Annotated in this window: 16 protein-coding genes; 2 read left to right on the forward strand and 14 right to left on the reverse strand. The window is 45.8% G+C overall.

What is annotated here, in order from left to right; genetic code table 11:
- Both AB4653_RS04790 and AB4653_RS04795 read right to left on the reverse strand, forming a co-directional pair.
- Window positions 1-211 (reverse strand): P2 family phage major capsid protein (locus AB4653_RS04790; protein WP_372103454.1); only part of this gene is annotated, 211 nt, incomplete at its 3' end.
- Window positions 212-258: 47 nt separating this feature from the next.
- Window positions 259-1,116, reverse strand: a complete 858-nt coding sequence (locus AB4653_RS04795) for a GPO family capsid scaffolding protein (protein WP_102258100.1) — start codon at window positions 1,114-1,116, stop codon at window positions 259-261.
- A 134-nt stretch (window positions 1,117-1,250) separates the two neighbouring features.
- On the opposite strand from AB4653_RS04795, the gene AB4653_RS04800 reads away from it, so the two are divergent.
- Window positions 1,251-3,002 carry a terminase large subunit domain-containing protein gene (locus tag AB4653_RS04800; protein WP_102258101.1) on the forward strand — a complete coding sequence of 584 codons (1,752 nt, stop codon included), beginning with the start codon at window positions 1,251-1,253 and terminating at the stop codon, window positions 3,000-3,002.
- Between the two features lie 21 nt (window positions 3,003-3,023).
- Entirely contained in the window at window positions 3,024-3,992 is a 969-nt protein-coding gene (locus AB4653_RS04805) for a phage portal protein (protein ID WP_102258102.1), read from the forward strand.
- Window positions 3,993-4,016: 24 nt separating this feature from the next.
- On the opposite strand, the gene AB4653_RS04810 is transcribed toward AB4653_RS04805, so the two are convergent.
- The 12 genes from AB4653_RS04810 to AB4653_RS04865 form a co-directional block, all read right to left on the reverse strand.
- The gene (locus AB4653_RS04810) at window positions 4,017-4,538 is read right to left on the reverse strand and encodes a hypothetical protein (RefSeq protein ID WP_102258103.1); all 522 of its coding nucleotides are present in this window, start codon (window positions 4,536-4,538) and stop codon (window positions 4,017-4,019) included.
- Between the two features lie 2 nt (window positions 4,539-4,540).
- Window positions 4,541-5,077 (reverse strand): lysozyme, encoded by a 537-nt coding sequence (locus tag AB4653_RS04815; protein ID WP_102258104.1) that lies wholly within the window; start codon window positions 5,075-5,077, stop codon window positions 4,541-4,543.
- On the reverse strand, window positions 5,074-5,316 hold the full coding sequence (locus AB4653_RS04820; protein WP_065679523.1) for a hypothetical protein: 243 nt from the start codon (window positions 5,314-5,316) through the stop codon (window positions 5,074-5,076). Before AB4653_RS04820 ends, AB4653_RS04815 begins: the two co-directional genes overlap by 4 nt.
- A gap of 160 nt (window positions 5,317-5,476) precedes the next feature.
- On the reverse strand, window positions 5,477-6,019 hold the full coding sequence (locus tag AB4653_RS04825) for a hypothetical protein (RefSeq protein WP_102258105.1): 543 nt from the start codon (window positions 6,017-6,019) through the stop codon (window positions 5,477-5,479).
- Window positions 6,019-6,993 (reverse strand): hypothetical protein, encoded by a 975-nt coding sequence (locus AB4653_RS04830; RefSeq protein WP_102258106.1) that lies wholly within the window; start codon window positions 6,991-6,993, stop codon window positions 6,019-6,021. The genes AB4653_RS04825 and AB4653_RS04830 overlap by 1 nt, the downstream gene beginning before the upstream one ends.
- Entirely contained in the window at window positions 6,990-7,520 is a 531-nt protein-coding gene (locus AB4653_RS04835) for a hypothetical protein (RefSeq protein ID WP_102258107.1), read from the reverse strand. Before AB4653_RS04835 ends, AB4653_RS04830 begins: the two co-directional genes overlap by 4 nt.
- Complete coding sequence (locus AB4653_RS04840; protein WP_102258108.1) at window positions 7,502-8,545, reverse strand: baseplate J/gp47 family protein; 1,044 nt, start codon at window positions 8,543-8,545, stop codon at window positions 7,502-7,504. The genes AB4653_RS04835 and AB4653_RS04840 overlap by 19 nt, the downstream gene beginning before the upstream one ends.
- Window positions 8,542-8,943: a phage GP46 family protein gene (locus tag AB4653_RS04845; protein WP_102258109.1), complete on the reverse strand. Its 402-nt coding sequence runs from the start codon at window positions 8,941-8,943 to the stop codon at window positions 8,542-8,544. Before AB4653_RS04845 ends, AB4653_RS04840 begins: the two co-directional genes overlap by 4 nt.
- Window positions 8,940-9,479, reverse strand: a complete 540-nt coding sequence (locus tag AB4653_RS04850; protein ID WP_102258110.1) for a phage baseplate assembly protein — start codon at window positions 9,477-9,479, stop codon at window positions 8,940-8,942. Before AB4653_RS04850 ends, AB4653_RS04845 begins: the two co-directional genes overlap by 4 nt.
- Entirely contained in the window at window positions 9,472-10,410 is a 939-nt protein-coding gene (locus AB4653_RS04855; protein ID WP_102258111.1) for a phage tail protein, read from the reverse strand. The genes AB4653_RS04850 and AB4653_RS04855 overlap by 8 nt, the downstream gene beginning before the upstream one ends.
- Window positions 10,407-11,597, reverse strand: a complete 1,191-nt coding sequence (locus tag AB4653_RS04860) for a DNA circularization N-terminal domain-containing protein (RefSeq protein ID WP_102258112.1) — start codon at window positions 11,595-11,597, stop codon at window positions 10,407-10,409. The genes AB4653_RS04855 and AB4653_RS04860 overlap by 4 nt, the downstream gene beginning before the upstream one ends.
- A 263-nt stretch (window positions 11,598-11,860) precedes the next feature.
- On the reverse strand, window positions 11,861-12,917 hold a 1,057-nt coding region (locus tag AB4653_RS04865), incomplete at its 5' end, for an RES family NAD+ phosphorylase (RefSeq protein WP_372103458.1).

The raw sequence follows: 12,917 nt of genomic DNA on the forward strand, positions 1-12,917 counted from the left end.
TCACACCAAGGCCAATGGATTCACCTTTTTGGTTTTTCACCGAAATGATGTTGATTTTTTCTAGGAACCAGTTGCTTTCACGGATAGCCGCGATAATGCGCTGAGTACCATTAGGGCTCACGTTGAATTTCTCTGTTGCATCATCAACATCGTTTTGAGCGGCTACCGCTTTCACGTAAGCGCTGAGTTTTGTTTTTGTATGCTGTTGCATGTCTATTACCTAATCTAAAACGTTATGGATTGAGAACGTATCAACACTTATAAATAAGTATTGTCGTCATCACCTTCGCCTGCTAACTGGCGCTGCTCTTCATCGGTTAGCTTGCTGAGCTTTTCGATTTGACCTGTTAGGCTTTCTACCTGTGACGAAAGAGTCTCGACTTGACCTTTCAGCTCAGTCTCTTGACTGTTTCCTTCTGGTGTCGTGTCTTTTTCATCACCATTAGGGTTTTGTTCAGGGTTGTTTTGAGCCGATAGCTGAGTAACAAGTTGGCCTAATTGACCTGATAGAACTTGGTTTTGCTCTACGCTTGCTTCAAGCAGCTCTTCAATTTTTTTACTCATGTCGCCTTCTTCCTGTTGTTGTGAGAGCTGCTCAGGTTCTTCACCTTTTAACCAGCTAAAAAGTTTGTTCATTAACGAGCGCTCTTCAGTTGATAGCTCGATTTGTTCTGGGGCTTTCCCCGTGTAGTTGAGCATTTGCCCAGTGCATACATGCAGGGCTTTTTTCTCACTACGCTGCGCTGAAAGGTGTACTTGGGTTGTTCCTAATGATGCTGGCTCATCGGTAAATGCAAGCCCAGTTAGGTAAGCTTTTCCTGTTTTCGCAAAGTCTTCTAAATATTCACATGAGGTATGCAGTAGCTGCCCGTTTTCGATGTTGCGTAACAAGTGAGAATTGGGCTTCACTTCAACCCACAACTCGTTGCCACGCGCTTCCGCTGTTAACACCGAGCCACCTTTCCAGCTCCACTCAGAATGATCATCGTTGATACGAGCGGTGTACTTTTTCGGGTCGTAAGTTTCGGCAATATCATCAATTACCTTTTGAGGAATATCGCGACCATCAATGGTTGGTCCTGCGGTTAATACACAAATTGGCTCTGATTTGAACATGCCTAAACTCTCCTAAATTCGATGATTCCAATTTACCCAATGCCTCCGCCTTTTTGTATTTGTCCTAGTTCTAAACGCTTGATATAGAAATCGTTCAAGCTGAGTAATCACAAGCGCTGTAGCACTATGCAAACATGGAAAATAATGTTGTTAGCGAACCGCTATATACCGCCGACCAAACGAAAGCTTTGGGACTGTTTTTACGCCAACGTAAGCCTGCTGAAATTGCAGAAGCGGTTAGCGTAGCCACACGCACGGTTCAAAAATGGATAACTCAGTTTGATTGGAAGACGCTGAGGGATGACGCGCCCGTCGAATTAATGATGAGACAGCGCATTGCTTACTTGATGTGGGTTGACGAAAAGCTTGAGAGCCAAGAGCGTGAGCTCAAGATGTTACTCGAACAGCAATTCAAGCGTGATGAAGCTGAGCAAAGACGCAGCCGACCAGCTGGCCGAAGTGATGGTGAGCAAAAGCGTGGGCGTAAGTCGAATAAGGTGAAGAACGATGTTTCCCACATCACCAAAGAGATGTTGGATGAGTATCGCGAGAAAACCTTTTTCGAATACCAAAAGGAAATTCACGGCCATAAACAAAACGATGAGATCAATGAAACTCGCTTTTATCTTAAGTCGCGTCAGATTGGTCTTACGTTCTATTTTGCCTTTGAAGCGTTTGAAGATGCGGTGCTGACTGGCGACAACCAGGTGTTTATCTCTGCGTCGAAAAAGCAGTCGTATATCTTCAAAAACTACATTCGTAAATTTGCGCTAGAGATTGGCGAAGTTGACCTTAAAGGTAAGGACGACATCGAGTTAAGCAACGGCGCAAAGCTTGGTTTTATGTCGACCAATGTTGCGACCTCTCAAGGCTTTAACGGCCACATGTATTGGGATGAAGTGTTTTGGATCCCTCGCTTTGCTGAATTGGATGATTATGCAGGCGGTATGTCGATTCAGGCGCAGTTTCGCACCACTTACATTTCAACACCTTCCACCATGGCACATGAAGCCTACCCGAAATGGCAAGGCAAGAAAGAGCACGGTATTGACATCAGCCACAAGGCACTTAAAGCCGGTGCTTTAGGTGTTGATTTTATCTTCCGTCAAATGATCACGGTTGATGATGCGATTAAGAAGGGCGCGACCTTCTTCAACATGGATAAGCTTAAGCGTAAGTATCCGGTTAAAGAGATTTTCGACAACCTGCTGCGTTGTAAGTTTTTGGATGACAGCGCTTCATTCTTCTCATTGAAAGCATTACTGGCCTGTAAGGCCGACACGTCATTGTGGAAAGATGTCGACCACGACAAAGTAAGGCCAGTGGGCAATGCAGAGGTTTTGGTCGGTTATGACCCAAGAGGTGGCGGAACGGGTGAAAGCTCGGATGATGCAGGCCTTGTGGTGGCGTTAAAGCCTAAGCGCAAAGGTGGTGTGTTCCGACTGATTGAGCGAGTGCGCCTTAAAGGTTCTAGCTATGAGCAACAGGCTGACACGATTCGCAGCATTACCGATAAATACAATGTGGTGTACATGGCGATGGATACCAGTGGCGTAGGCTCTGCGGTTGCAGAGCTTGTTCGCAAGTTTTATCCCGCTTTGGTTGAGTTGGATTACTCACCCGAAGTGAAACGATTGATGGCGTACAAATCACGAGAAATCATTAACAGTGGCCGCTTACAGTTTGAAGCAGAGTGGGATGATCTCGTTCACTCATTCTTAATGATTCGCCAGCAAACCACCAAAGTAAGTAACCAAATTACCTTTACTTCCAACCGCAGCAAAATTGGCTCTCATGCGGATTTAGCCTGGGCGTCTATGCACGTTCTGCGTTGGGAGCCGATTGATATTAATAACGACACCGACACCACTGTCGAGTTCTTCTAGCCTAATTTTTGGAGAGACCAAGTGATAGAGATTGAATTTTCTAAACCCGTGAGCGTGATGAACAGCGACATTCTCAGTTATTTAGAAGTGGCGTTGGTTGATGGTTTATACGAACCACCGATCGCCTTAGACACCTTAGCCAAAGCACTGCGTACCAACCCAATGCATTCGAGTGCGATTGAGTTTAAGCGCAATACGTTAATGCATGCCATTTCGTTGAGTGGATTACTTTCACGCCAAGATGCAAAGCGCTTTATTCAAGACTACCTCACTTTTGGTGGGGCTCATCTTCAGGTGATTCGAGATTATAGAGGTTTAGGCGAAGTCGTTAAGCTCAAGCATTTACCGACACTTTACATGCGTAGGCGTGAAGACTTGGGTTGGTCGTATAAGCCAAGAGCTTACGACGATGATGGCCGTATAGACTACAAACATAACCAAGTGTTCTATTTGGGTGACTATGACGTTGCTCAAGAACTGTATGGTTTGCCGAGTCACATTAGCTCTTTGACCTCTATTTGGTTGAACGATGATGCCACTTTGTTTCGCCGTCAGTATTACCGCAATGGTAACCATGCGGGTTACTTGCTGTATATGAACGACCCTAACATGACAGATAAGCAACAAAACGAGATCAAAGAGCAATTGAAAGCTAAGGAAGGATTAGCATTTAAGAATCTATTTGTGAACGCTAAAGGTAAAGACTCCAACCCGCCAGAACTCAAGCCGATTGGGCAAGTAGAAGCGAAAGATTCTTACCGTGATGTGAAGAATCAGACCATGAACGAGGTGCTTTCGGTTCACCGTGTGCCAATCGAGTTGATGAGTATTCGACGCGAGAGTATTACGTCACTGGACTTGAATAAGGTGGATTGGATGTTCCACAAGAACGAGCTGCTACCGTTGATTGATATGATGCAAGAATTGAATGATGTTGTGGGGCAACAGGTTATTACCCCTAAAGAATATAAAAAGTTGGATGCGGCTTAGTATCGAGTATAGACAGATTCGTCTTTACTGCAGTGAGTGTTGCAGTTGTGCTCTTATCCAAGTTTGTAGCGATAAGAGCTTCTGAGCATTTTCAGCACAGGTTTGCAGGTTCGCTACATCTTCCGCTAAGACTTCGGCGTCTCGCTCGTAACCTGTAGCGGTTTTGGCGGCACCATCAGGGACGGTGGAGGGTTGCTGAATACCGATTGCTCTATTATGCGCTCGCACTGATTGGGCGCGGATGTGCATCCAGTCAGGATCATTAACAACGCACTGCTTATCATTGTTCTTTTGAGCATACTTGATCACCTCTTTTTCAATCTCTCGAAATTCAATACGAATATCAGGCTTTTGGTTAGCGAGTTTTACGGCTAGTTGAAAAGCCTCATCTTGTTTCTGCTCTACTTTTCCCCAGAGTACGTTTTGCGCTTTTAGTGCTTTGGCTTCGGTAGTTGTTACGCCGTAGTCATAAGAACAATAAGCGACACCGCTAAGAACGGAAGCAAAGGCAATGGCTTTAAATAGAGTTAGATATTGGGTCAACATTATCACCACCCATTCAAACAGACGTGTTGTTCTGTTGCTCGTCGTTTAGGAATACCGGCACAGTTACTTTGCTTGAGGCGGCAGTCTTTACCATTCACAAACACCCACCTAGGGTATTCATTACAAGCGCCTTGATGATCGCCTTGGTTAAACTTCTTCAATAAGGTGGAGCGTGTGAAGTTACCTGCACCAAGGTTAAAGACAAAACTCACCATCATGTCGTATTCACCTTGGCTTGGTGTTTGGGTGATGTGTTTATTGACGACACGCTCAGCGGCAGCAACATCTTTAACGAATAGCTCAGCGGCTTTCTGCAATGTGAGTTTGGTGTTTTCCGTTACGCCCTGCGTATGACCTAACCCTGCAGTCCAAACATCAGCACTGCATTGGTAGGGCTTCAGCCTACAGCCTTCTTCATTCGCTACATGGCTAAGGCCGTTCTCACTGATTATTAGCTTTGAATCAATAGTAAAGACAATGGCAAGAACGGAAGCCACAGAACACACCACCGCCTGTATTGCTTTGGTTTTTAGGCTCATGCTGAACCCTCTTTTTGTGAGTTCAATTTGTCTAACTGCGCTTGGCTGAGTTTGGTTGCAATCGCGTAGTGACGAATCGCCATGATGCCAGCGCCAATACCGACCGCAACAGACAACACTTGGAGTACGTCATTCACGCCAAAACTGATTAGGGTTGCACTAATGGAAGCTAAGATTTTCTTTAGGCCAGTGACATCTAGTAGCGATACGACTAGTGCCTTTGCCTCTGATTCATTCATTGATTTCTCTCTTATGGCTAGTTAATTAGTTCCCCCATAAACAGTGTATCTAGTTGAGTTTTAAAGGGGACTTATGGCATTTCTAGTGTCGAGATATAGAAGTTCAGGGGGCAAGAAAGAGAAAACCCAGCGTGATGGCTGGGTTTAAATAGGGTTGGGATTAGTTGGCAGGCGGTGTTGGCCAAGGGTTTTCGGCTTTGATTTTCTGTTTGGCAGCTAAGGCTTGCAACTTCAACTGTCGTGCCTCTGTTTCCTGTCCTTCGTCCATAAGGTCCATCGCTTCCATTTTTAGTGGGTCACACATACGAGAATAAAGCTGTCGTCTTATCTCGTCAGTTTGGTTGTACTCGGCAACGTACTTGTTGCTTTGGTTGGTTACCCAAGCGTTGTTAATCCACTCGTCCCATTGTGTGGTTGGCTCGTCTTTTGTGTAGTCGTCAGTGATTAAAGACGCATCATCAAAGTCTTTGGGTTCGTGAGTTTGCTTATGATAAGCCGTAACCTCAACAAACTTAGGTTCTACCGTCCACGTTTGACTTTGCTCATCAAACTTAGCTTGTTCGGTTTCTGAATCTAACTCAGGAACCTCAATGAACGTGGCTAGCTGCGGCAATAGATAATCGTCATAGCCATCAATTTTATGGACTGGACGCTGACCGATATATTCAAATGTATCGCAATCGTAGAAATAGGCCGTTTTCATTACATCCACCCCCTGTGAATTTTAGCTGCGTAGTTGATTGAGTGTGGGCGGATTTCATGTGCTGTCGGGAGTTGTCTCGATGCATCAATGTCTAAGCCATAATTAGCGCCAGGGTCTGCACCTGGAGTGCCGATCTTAGCTGGCGTGCTACCGTAAATAGGCGAACCAAAGATACCACTTTCACTAACCACGGCAGCGCGATAAAACGCAGAAGTTGAGCCAGTAAAATTCCGAATTGCATCGCCTTGATACTCACCATGCGCCACACCTGCCGGAGTCGCACGTGTGTAAGCTCCGACTAAGTGGGGGTTAGGTCTGGTGAATGTGGTTGAACCATCACCGGCTCCCCAATACGCCGCGTACTTTTTCTTATTCGAATCTTTCAAAGCTTGGCTTATCAGCAAACCTGTTTTCTGAGCATGAGCCCAAAGCAGCGCATCGGTCGTTCTGGATAATGGCGCTCCATCCAAATCAACCCATCCCGGTCTTGGATTTGGGTCGTCAAATAATAGAGTCTCACCGCAACGGAGTGCTAACAGCTCCTTTTTGAGCTTGGAAAAGTGAAGCCCTAACAACTCCGTTTCCGTCACATACTGATTGTGCTTAAAAATGACCTGTCCAGCTTGCCCCGAAACCGCAGCTTTTAGAGTGACCATGCCACCAATGCCTTTTGCCAAGGCAATCACTGGGGTTTGGCAATCCACGATGGATTGGCCTGCGGTATCTACAATCTTGATTTGATAGAGGTACTCATTGAAGTGCGTTTCAATCGGTAGGTTGAGCACAAATGTCAGTACGCCATTGTCATCGTAATAACTGGCTTCGATTGTGTCAGTATGGAAAACAGACAAGCTCGCAGGTGGCGCGTTGTGGGTTAATGCCCCTATGAGCTGAAACTTTTTCGCGGTCTGTTTCAGGTTACTTTTGAGAATGCTGATCCCGTGCTGAGTTGGGATACCTTGCAGCGTGCTCATACGGTGTCTCCTATTTCAAGTTGCCAGGTTATGGCAGTGCAGCACAGAAAAGGGGCTTCAGCTTCTAATTCAAGCTGAGAGCTAAACTCTGGCTTCATGGTTAAGGCCGTAGCCAGTTCAAATTGTGTATTTGCATCAAACGGATAAATCCAATGAAACTCGGTGTGTGGCAGTCGTTTTTCTTCTAACGCTTTAAAGGCCGCGTCATTGTTGTAGCTGTACAGGTTTATCTTGATGAGGTTTGGATTCGCGATTTCATCAAAAACTACACCTTTAGAGCCCATCGTCATCAAGAGCCGTTGATAGTCGGAAATCTTCCAACCAAATTGCTGCTCTTCAAACTCAGTTAATAGCGACAGTTCAATATCGTCATGGGTTTGCTTGAAGTCTTTGGCCATGCCTTTGATGGTGTTAGCCAGCTCGACGTTCTCGGTGTCTTGCCAATACTCGCCTTTGGGTAATAGCCCACGGTAGGCGTTTTCAAAATCACCGGCACTGTAGTTAATAATTAAGTCGGCGGTGTCCACGTTACGCCTCCTAGTACATGTATCTGGTTTTTACCAATGGCGACCTCACCAACAGGTGTACGAACAATGAAGTTGTTGGTCACGGTTGAAGTGGTTAACACAATTTCAGTGTTGGTGATGGATTCAGGCTTTTGGGTTATCGGGTCAATTTTGCCCATTTTCCCTTTTACGAGATTTTCCAGTGCAGTGACTACATCATTACGTATGGCTTGGTCTTGAATGCCTTGTATCTCGATGTTGAGTGGCACTTGGTTCGGTAGATGAGCGATTGGGTGACAACCTGCCAGTCGATTTCGCTCAAAGGTGTCTTGCACTAACTTGACCACTCCTGCGCTTAAGGTCGGGTTGTTTTCTCGCGCACCGATATACACTTCCACCATGCCTCGCTGTGGGGTGTTGTCGAGCGCCCAGGCAAAGTCCACATCGGAGTGAGCAGACACGGCCCAGGCTTGGTAATCTTCTGATTTACCGATGAGCTCGTTCTTCTCAAACGCTACGATCACTCTTGAACGCCAGTGCTTGAGTTCTTCAATGTTCGCGCCACCTGTCACGCCTTGTGAAACCACACGGTTTGGATCAATTCCGCTGAGCCCTTTGCTTAGCGTCAGTATTGCGCCTGCAGGTAAGTTGCTATCAATACCCGATTTAAGCGCGATGATTTCGACGGGAGAATTGCTGTATTGTTCTTTGGTGGTTTCATACTCGTGATTGGCATGCGTTAAGCGGGTGCCTTTTTTGATCACCACAGTGCCGCCAAGCTCTGTGAACTGCACTCGACCCGTTGCGAATGTTGGCAGTAGTCGAGGGGCTTTATGGCGATTGGCGTGTAGGTATAACCACTCTTCAGAGCAAGTCTCTGGATGCAGCTGCCTGAACAGCAAATCTTGATAACCATATTGCCCATAGCTGACACCCGCAATGGCAGCGGCTATCCCTTTGGTTGCTGGGTTGTTTTGCCCTGTCGCAGACACCAGATTGGCTTCTGCGCGAGCTATTAACTCATCTAAGCTTCTTTGTGTACTCATTGGTTAACCTTTGAAAGTGGAACATCGAACTGAGAGCCATCAGTTAGGGTGATCATCACATTGCGACCCATTTGGTTTGGCTTCTCTCGCCATACTGAAACTTCAACTGCTTTGGCGTGGCCATCGGTAATGAGCCAAGCAAGCGACTCTTCACAAAACCGTTTCGCGAGGCTTAATGTTTCGTCTGTGAGCTTTGCTCGTTTGAGCGTCCAATCACGAGAGCCGACCACGTTTATCAACTCATTGCTCCAAGTGCCACCGCGCTCATTACTTGCCATACGGGCGCGATCGTTTTGAGTCGATTCGGCATAGTTGTAAACACTCTGAAGCACAGCATGGGTTAGCCCCTCTTTAGAACTGAGTGGTGCCGTTAGGGCGGTTAAATTGAAATGACTCATCCTTTATTTGGCCCCTTGGTGGTTCTGTTTGTCCCGTCGTCTTTGTAGTCGTGGTCGTGGTTTTCACTGCTGACTCCTGCGAAAGTACCACCTTGTTTACCTTCCACTTTTCCATTAGCAGTGATATTCCCACCAACAGTGACATTACCTGTGAATTCGCTTTCAGGAGTATCTACCAACAACTTGGTTGGTGATGTCACCTTGATGCCTTGGTCTGTGAAATGAACAAGGTTGCCTTTGTCATCGAGTATCGCAACTTCACCAGGCTGCAAATCTATTTGGTGGCGTTCGTCTTCTACGTTTACGGTGATGCCGCGAGATGTGGTTCCACCAATGAAGAGGTTGTAAGTTTTCGCACCTGGTAGTGGGCGACTCATAAACCCGTAGTTGTGCACGCGTTTTATCTTGTCGTTGGTTCGGCCTGTCGCGGTCTTGATTTGTAATCGGCCTGTGGTTGCACCTGTGACAGTGCCGGTGCCAATCACGTTTTTAATTCTGGCCATTAATCGCTGTTGCTGCTGCAGAGCACTAGACATAACTTTGCTCCTTAAACGGTCTGAATAACTCAACCGACGTTTCCGTAGAGCTTTCAGACACAGATAGGCCAAGCGACTTGATCACCAACATCTCACTGAAGCTTTGCTCTTGGTCAGCGACTCGAATCACACGGTTTAATCCATCAATGGCCAACTCAGGGAATATGTCGGCAATCGTGTTTGATGCAGTCAGGCTTTGAGCAATGGCAAGGTTGCGCTCATATTTAGCACGAGACAGGCAAGCTTCACGGTTTTGTAACTGGTCACAGGTGATCACCATAGTGCGTGAGCTATCGACGTTTGGGTTGATGACCTGTGCGCTTGCGTCATCCCATTGGCCTTGCACATCAATGGTGTGGAATTGCTGATTGAAGGTGCGCTTGATGTTCAGGCTATCGATGTTATTGCCCGTTTCTAGGCCTATGTTACTGATAGTTGCATGTGCGGTGTTTTCAATGGTTAACACGCCACTGCGCTCAACCAACATAAAACCTTGCTCTCGAATGAGTTGCGCCACGTTCTCTACAGGGGATTCCGCATTTATCTGAAACTCGGGGATGACTGGCATACTTTTCACCAGACTTTTCACTTTCAAACCAAATGGCTTGGCGACATGGCGAAGTAGCTCTTCCACGTTCAAGTTATAAAGCGCGTCCATCGTGATACGCGAATCAATCATGTTGGCACTCTTTGAACGGCCAGAAATGGAAACAGCGTGAGCGCTTGAATCGGTGTTTGAATCCACACCATCAATCTGACCAATCAGAATCGACTTGTCGTTAAGGAAGAACTCAACCGACAACGGGCTTTCAATACTCATAGGCTCAATTGAGCAACTGAACGTATGGGCCAGCTGTTCTATGGAGTAGTTGAGATTTGCTTGATAGAAGGTGCGCGGCTTACCATCAATGTGCATCGTTAGCGTGTTCATGACACATCCCTTACGGCAATGTCACCACGAATGAAGAGCGGGTGCTGCAGTGCATTCATTTTGGTGATGACTTTTTCTTGAGTGAACTCATCGTGCGCAATCGCCAGCGAAGATTGAAAGCGTGGTGACTGCACCGTTCTATGGGGCGCGGTACCGCTGATCACTTTATCTTGCTGAACCTTCACATTGCTTTTCAATGTAGTGACTGCATCGAACAATTCTATGCTTTCAAGCGTCGACACTTGGGTGGTGTCTTTGATGCGCTCATCGATACCGACAATCAAAGTCGACAGGTCATTCTTGATGGTTTCAGGCTGCTTAGCCGACTTCGTAATATCAAAGCGGTCGCCTTTTTCTAGGTGTGTGATGTCTTTGTTCATCTTCACTGCGCCCGTCACCATCTGCACATTGTGGTGTTGAGTTGGCGTGTCCGGTTTCACTTCACCTAGCAGTAAAGCTTGAGCACTGCGCGAGTTGTCTACCGCTTCATTACCTGAGTTTGGCTCGGCTTGAACACCATCGGCCACCGCATCCACTGACGCAGAAAACAGATCAGCGAACTCAGTTGGATTGGTGCTGAGGCTGCTCACTGCAGAGAACGCTTTGTTGATGGCGTGGTTAATGTCTTGAAGGCTTTCATCTTCAAGCTTTAAGCGGTTGGTGATGTCGACCAACACGTTCAGTGCGCTGATGGCATCATTTTGAACCCGGTGAATGTTCGATACATCCAAGCCTTTAACTTGTTTTGCGAAAGAACGCTTCGACAATCTCTCGACCATGTTGGCCTGCGTTTTTGTGCGAACGGAAGTCGGTGCAGTGATGGAAGGGGAAGAGCCAGCGCGAGCAAACTTCAGGCTCAGCGTGACCAAGCCTTTTTTGGTACTGATGCTTTGCGATACGTCTTCAAAGACAAGCGGCAGTTCACCCAACCAAGGATGCTCTAGTTCGCCTGTTGGTGTTGCTTCTAGGTTTTCAATGAGGGCATTGGCATCGGCCAGAGAACTTGAGCCCACAAACACCGCTTCAATCGTGTAGGTACGGGCTTTCGTTCCCATAACTTTGATGTGTGGTAGGTCAGAGTAGGGGATTTCGCTCACTTGCAAGCGCTTACCACCATCAAAGGCGATCGAGAGGATATTGAGCTTAAGCCCATTCCATCTAGCGTGCTCGTACTGTCGTTCCCACATCAAAAAGCCACCAACTACAGAAGAAAATCAGAATTAGGCAGCGAGAATAAAATGAGTGATGGAGTAGGGCGCTCAGGCCTTGTTCGGACTCACCCTCCCCTCCACACCAAAATTCCGCACTGCAATTATGCGATCTTAGAACCGCATTTCATTTCGGTAGTTGTATTGGAACACAGCCCCCGATGTATCTACATCGAGGGCTGTTTTAGATGGGGGATTTAGAGATCGTCTAAGATCGTTTTTGTGCGTAACTTCGAAATTTTCTAAACATTAACCAAAATATTATCTGAGTTACGTGAGTGGATGCCTACTTCTTTAATTGAAGGTGTCATTGCTTCAACTTGGTAAAATTCCACGCCAGTTTGTGTGTCAAACTCAACGTTGTATTCAATGCTATCGGAATCACCTTCTGTTTCATCACCAAAAATAACATAATTTATCCCACCTTCTAGCTGAGATGATTTAAAAATAATACCGTCAAACATTCCGTTATCATAGTTACGAATGGTCTCCGCAAACATTTGAGTCTGAATATAATTTAGACTAGTCGCTCTAAATGGCTTTGATATGAGTTCGTGCAAGGTATTTAGCAAATACCCATGTTGATAGAACTTATCTTGTTTAGGGCTTGTCAGAATGCTTGCACTCTTTAGTTTTGCTGAATCTAGAAGTGTAAAATCAAAAAAAGTAAGCGTTTTCTTAGTGATGAAGCTCCCTACAGCAATGGTATCACCCACATATGGACGAATTTCAGCTATGGCTGTTTGGGGATTATTTGCTGTATACATAAACGATATTCCTGGAGGGCTCATCCGATTATTGGCAGCAAGAAGACTAGGAGGAGCTCCAAGCAACTCACTAGGTTTTCTTTGGAAACTCTGTCTATGTTTATCGTCGGATGTTAAGCGACCTCGATACAAAGTGGTACCTTTTTTGATTACCCGTTTGACGGAGTTATACTCATCATTCTCCTCCTCATGTTTTTTATCGATACTATATATACAAGTGCGAATTAAATTTTCAAAAAAAACAGTAGCTCGCATGTGAGTAAATCGACGAGAATGCTTTAGCTCTCTAGATAACTCATCCCAATCCACCTTAGCTTGATGTTTGCAATTTTCTATAAACGTTTGGTCTACATGGGATTTATAGATCCCATTACGTTTAAAGAAATCAGCATTTTCTTCGCTTAGTAAGTCGGCAACTTTTTCCAATACGTCTTGGTTATCAATAGTAAATCGTTTGATAACTTCTTTAAGAGATATTACATCAGATTGAGAATCGCTAACTAGATGATAATGATCTGGGATTTTCCTATTT

Source organism: Vibrio sp. 10N.222.48.A3, from assembly GCF_041475345.1.
GTDB classification, from domain to species: domain Bacteria; phylum Pseudomonadota; class Gammaproteobacteria; order Enterobacterales; family Vibrionaceae; genus Vibrio; species Vibrio tasmaniensis_A.

What these genes read in the sequence shown, in the direction of transcription:
- AB4653_RS04820 (WP_065679523.1), bottom strand. Translation starts at nt 5,316, where the DNA reads ATGAATGAATCAGAGGCAAAGGCACTAGTCGTATCGCTACTAGATGTC.
- AB4653_RS04800 (WP_102258101.1), top strand. Translation starts at nt 1,251, where the DNA reads ATGGAAAATAATGTTGTTAGCGAACCGCTATATACCGCCGACCAAACG.
- AB4653_RS04815 (WP_102258104.1), bottom strand. Translation starts at nt 5,077, where the DNA reads ATGAGCCTAAAAACCAAAGCAATACAGGCGGTGGTGTGTTCTGTGGCT.
- AB4653_RS04825 (WP_102258105.1), bottom strand. Translation starts at nt 6,019, where the DNA reads ATGAAAACGGCCTATTTCTACGATTGCGATACATTTGAATATATCGGT.
- AB4653_RS04830 (WP_102258106.1), bottom strand. Translation starts at nt 6,993, where the DNA reads ATGAGCACGCTGCAAGGTATCCCAACTCAGCACGGGATCAGCATTCTC.
- AB4653_RS04810 (WP_102258103.1), bottom strand. Translation starts at nt 4,538, where the DNA reads ATGTTGACCCAATATCTAACTCTATTTAAAGCCATTGCCTTTGCTTCC.
- AB4653_RS04860 (WP_102258112.1), bottom strand. Translation starts at nt 11,597, where the DNA reads ATGTGGGAACGACAGTACGAGCACGCTAGATGGAATGGGCTTAAGCTC.
- AB4653_RS04850 (WP_102258110.1), bottom strand. Translation starts at nt 9,479, where the DNA reads ATGTCTAGTGCTCTGCAGCAGCAACAGCGATTAATGGCCAGAATTAAA.
- AB4653_RS04795 (WP_102258100.1), bottom strand. Translation starts at nt 1,116, where the DNA reads ATGTTCAAATCAGAGCCAATTTGTGTATTAACCGCAGGACCAACCATT.
- AB4653_RS04855 (WP_102258111.1), bottom strand. Translation starts at nt 10,410, where the DNA reads ATGAACACGCTAACGATGCACATTGATGGTAAGCCGCGCACCTTCTAT.
- AB4653_RS04845 (WP_102258109.1), bottom strand. Translation starts at nt 8,943, where the DNA reads ATGAGTCATTTCAATTTAACCGCCCTAACGGCACCACTCAGTTCTAAA.
- AB4653_RS04840 (WP_102258108.1), bottom strand. Translation starts at nt 8,545, where the DNA reads ATGAGTACACAAAGAAGCTTAGATGAGTTAATAGCTCGCGCAGAAGCC.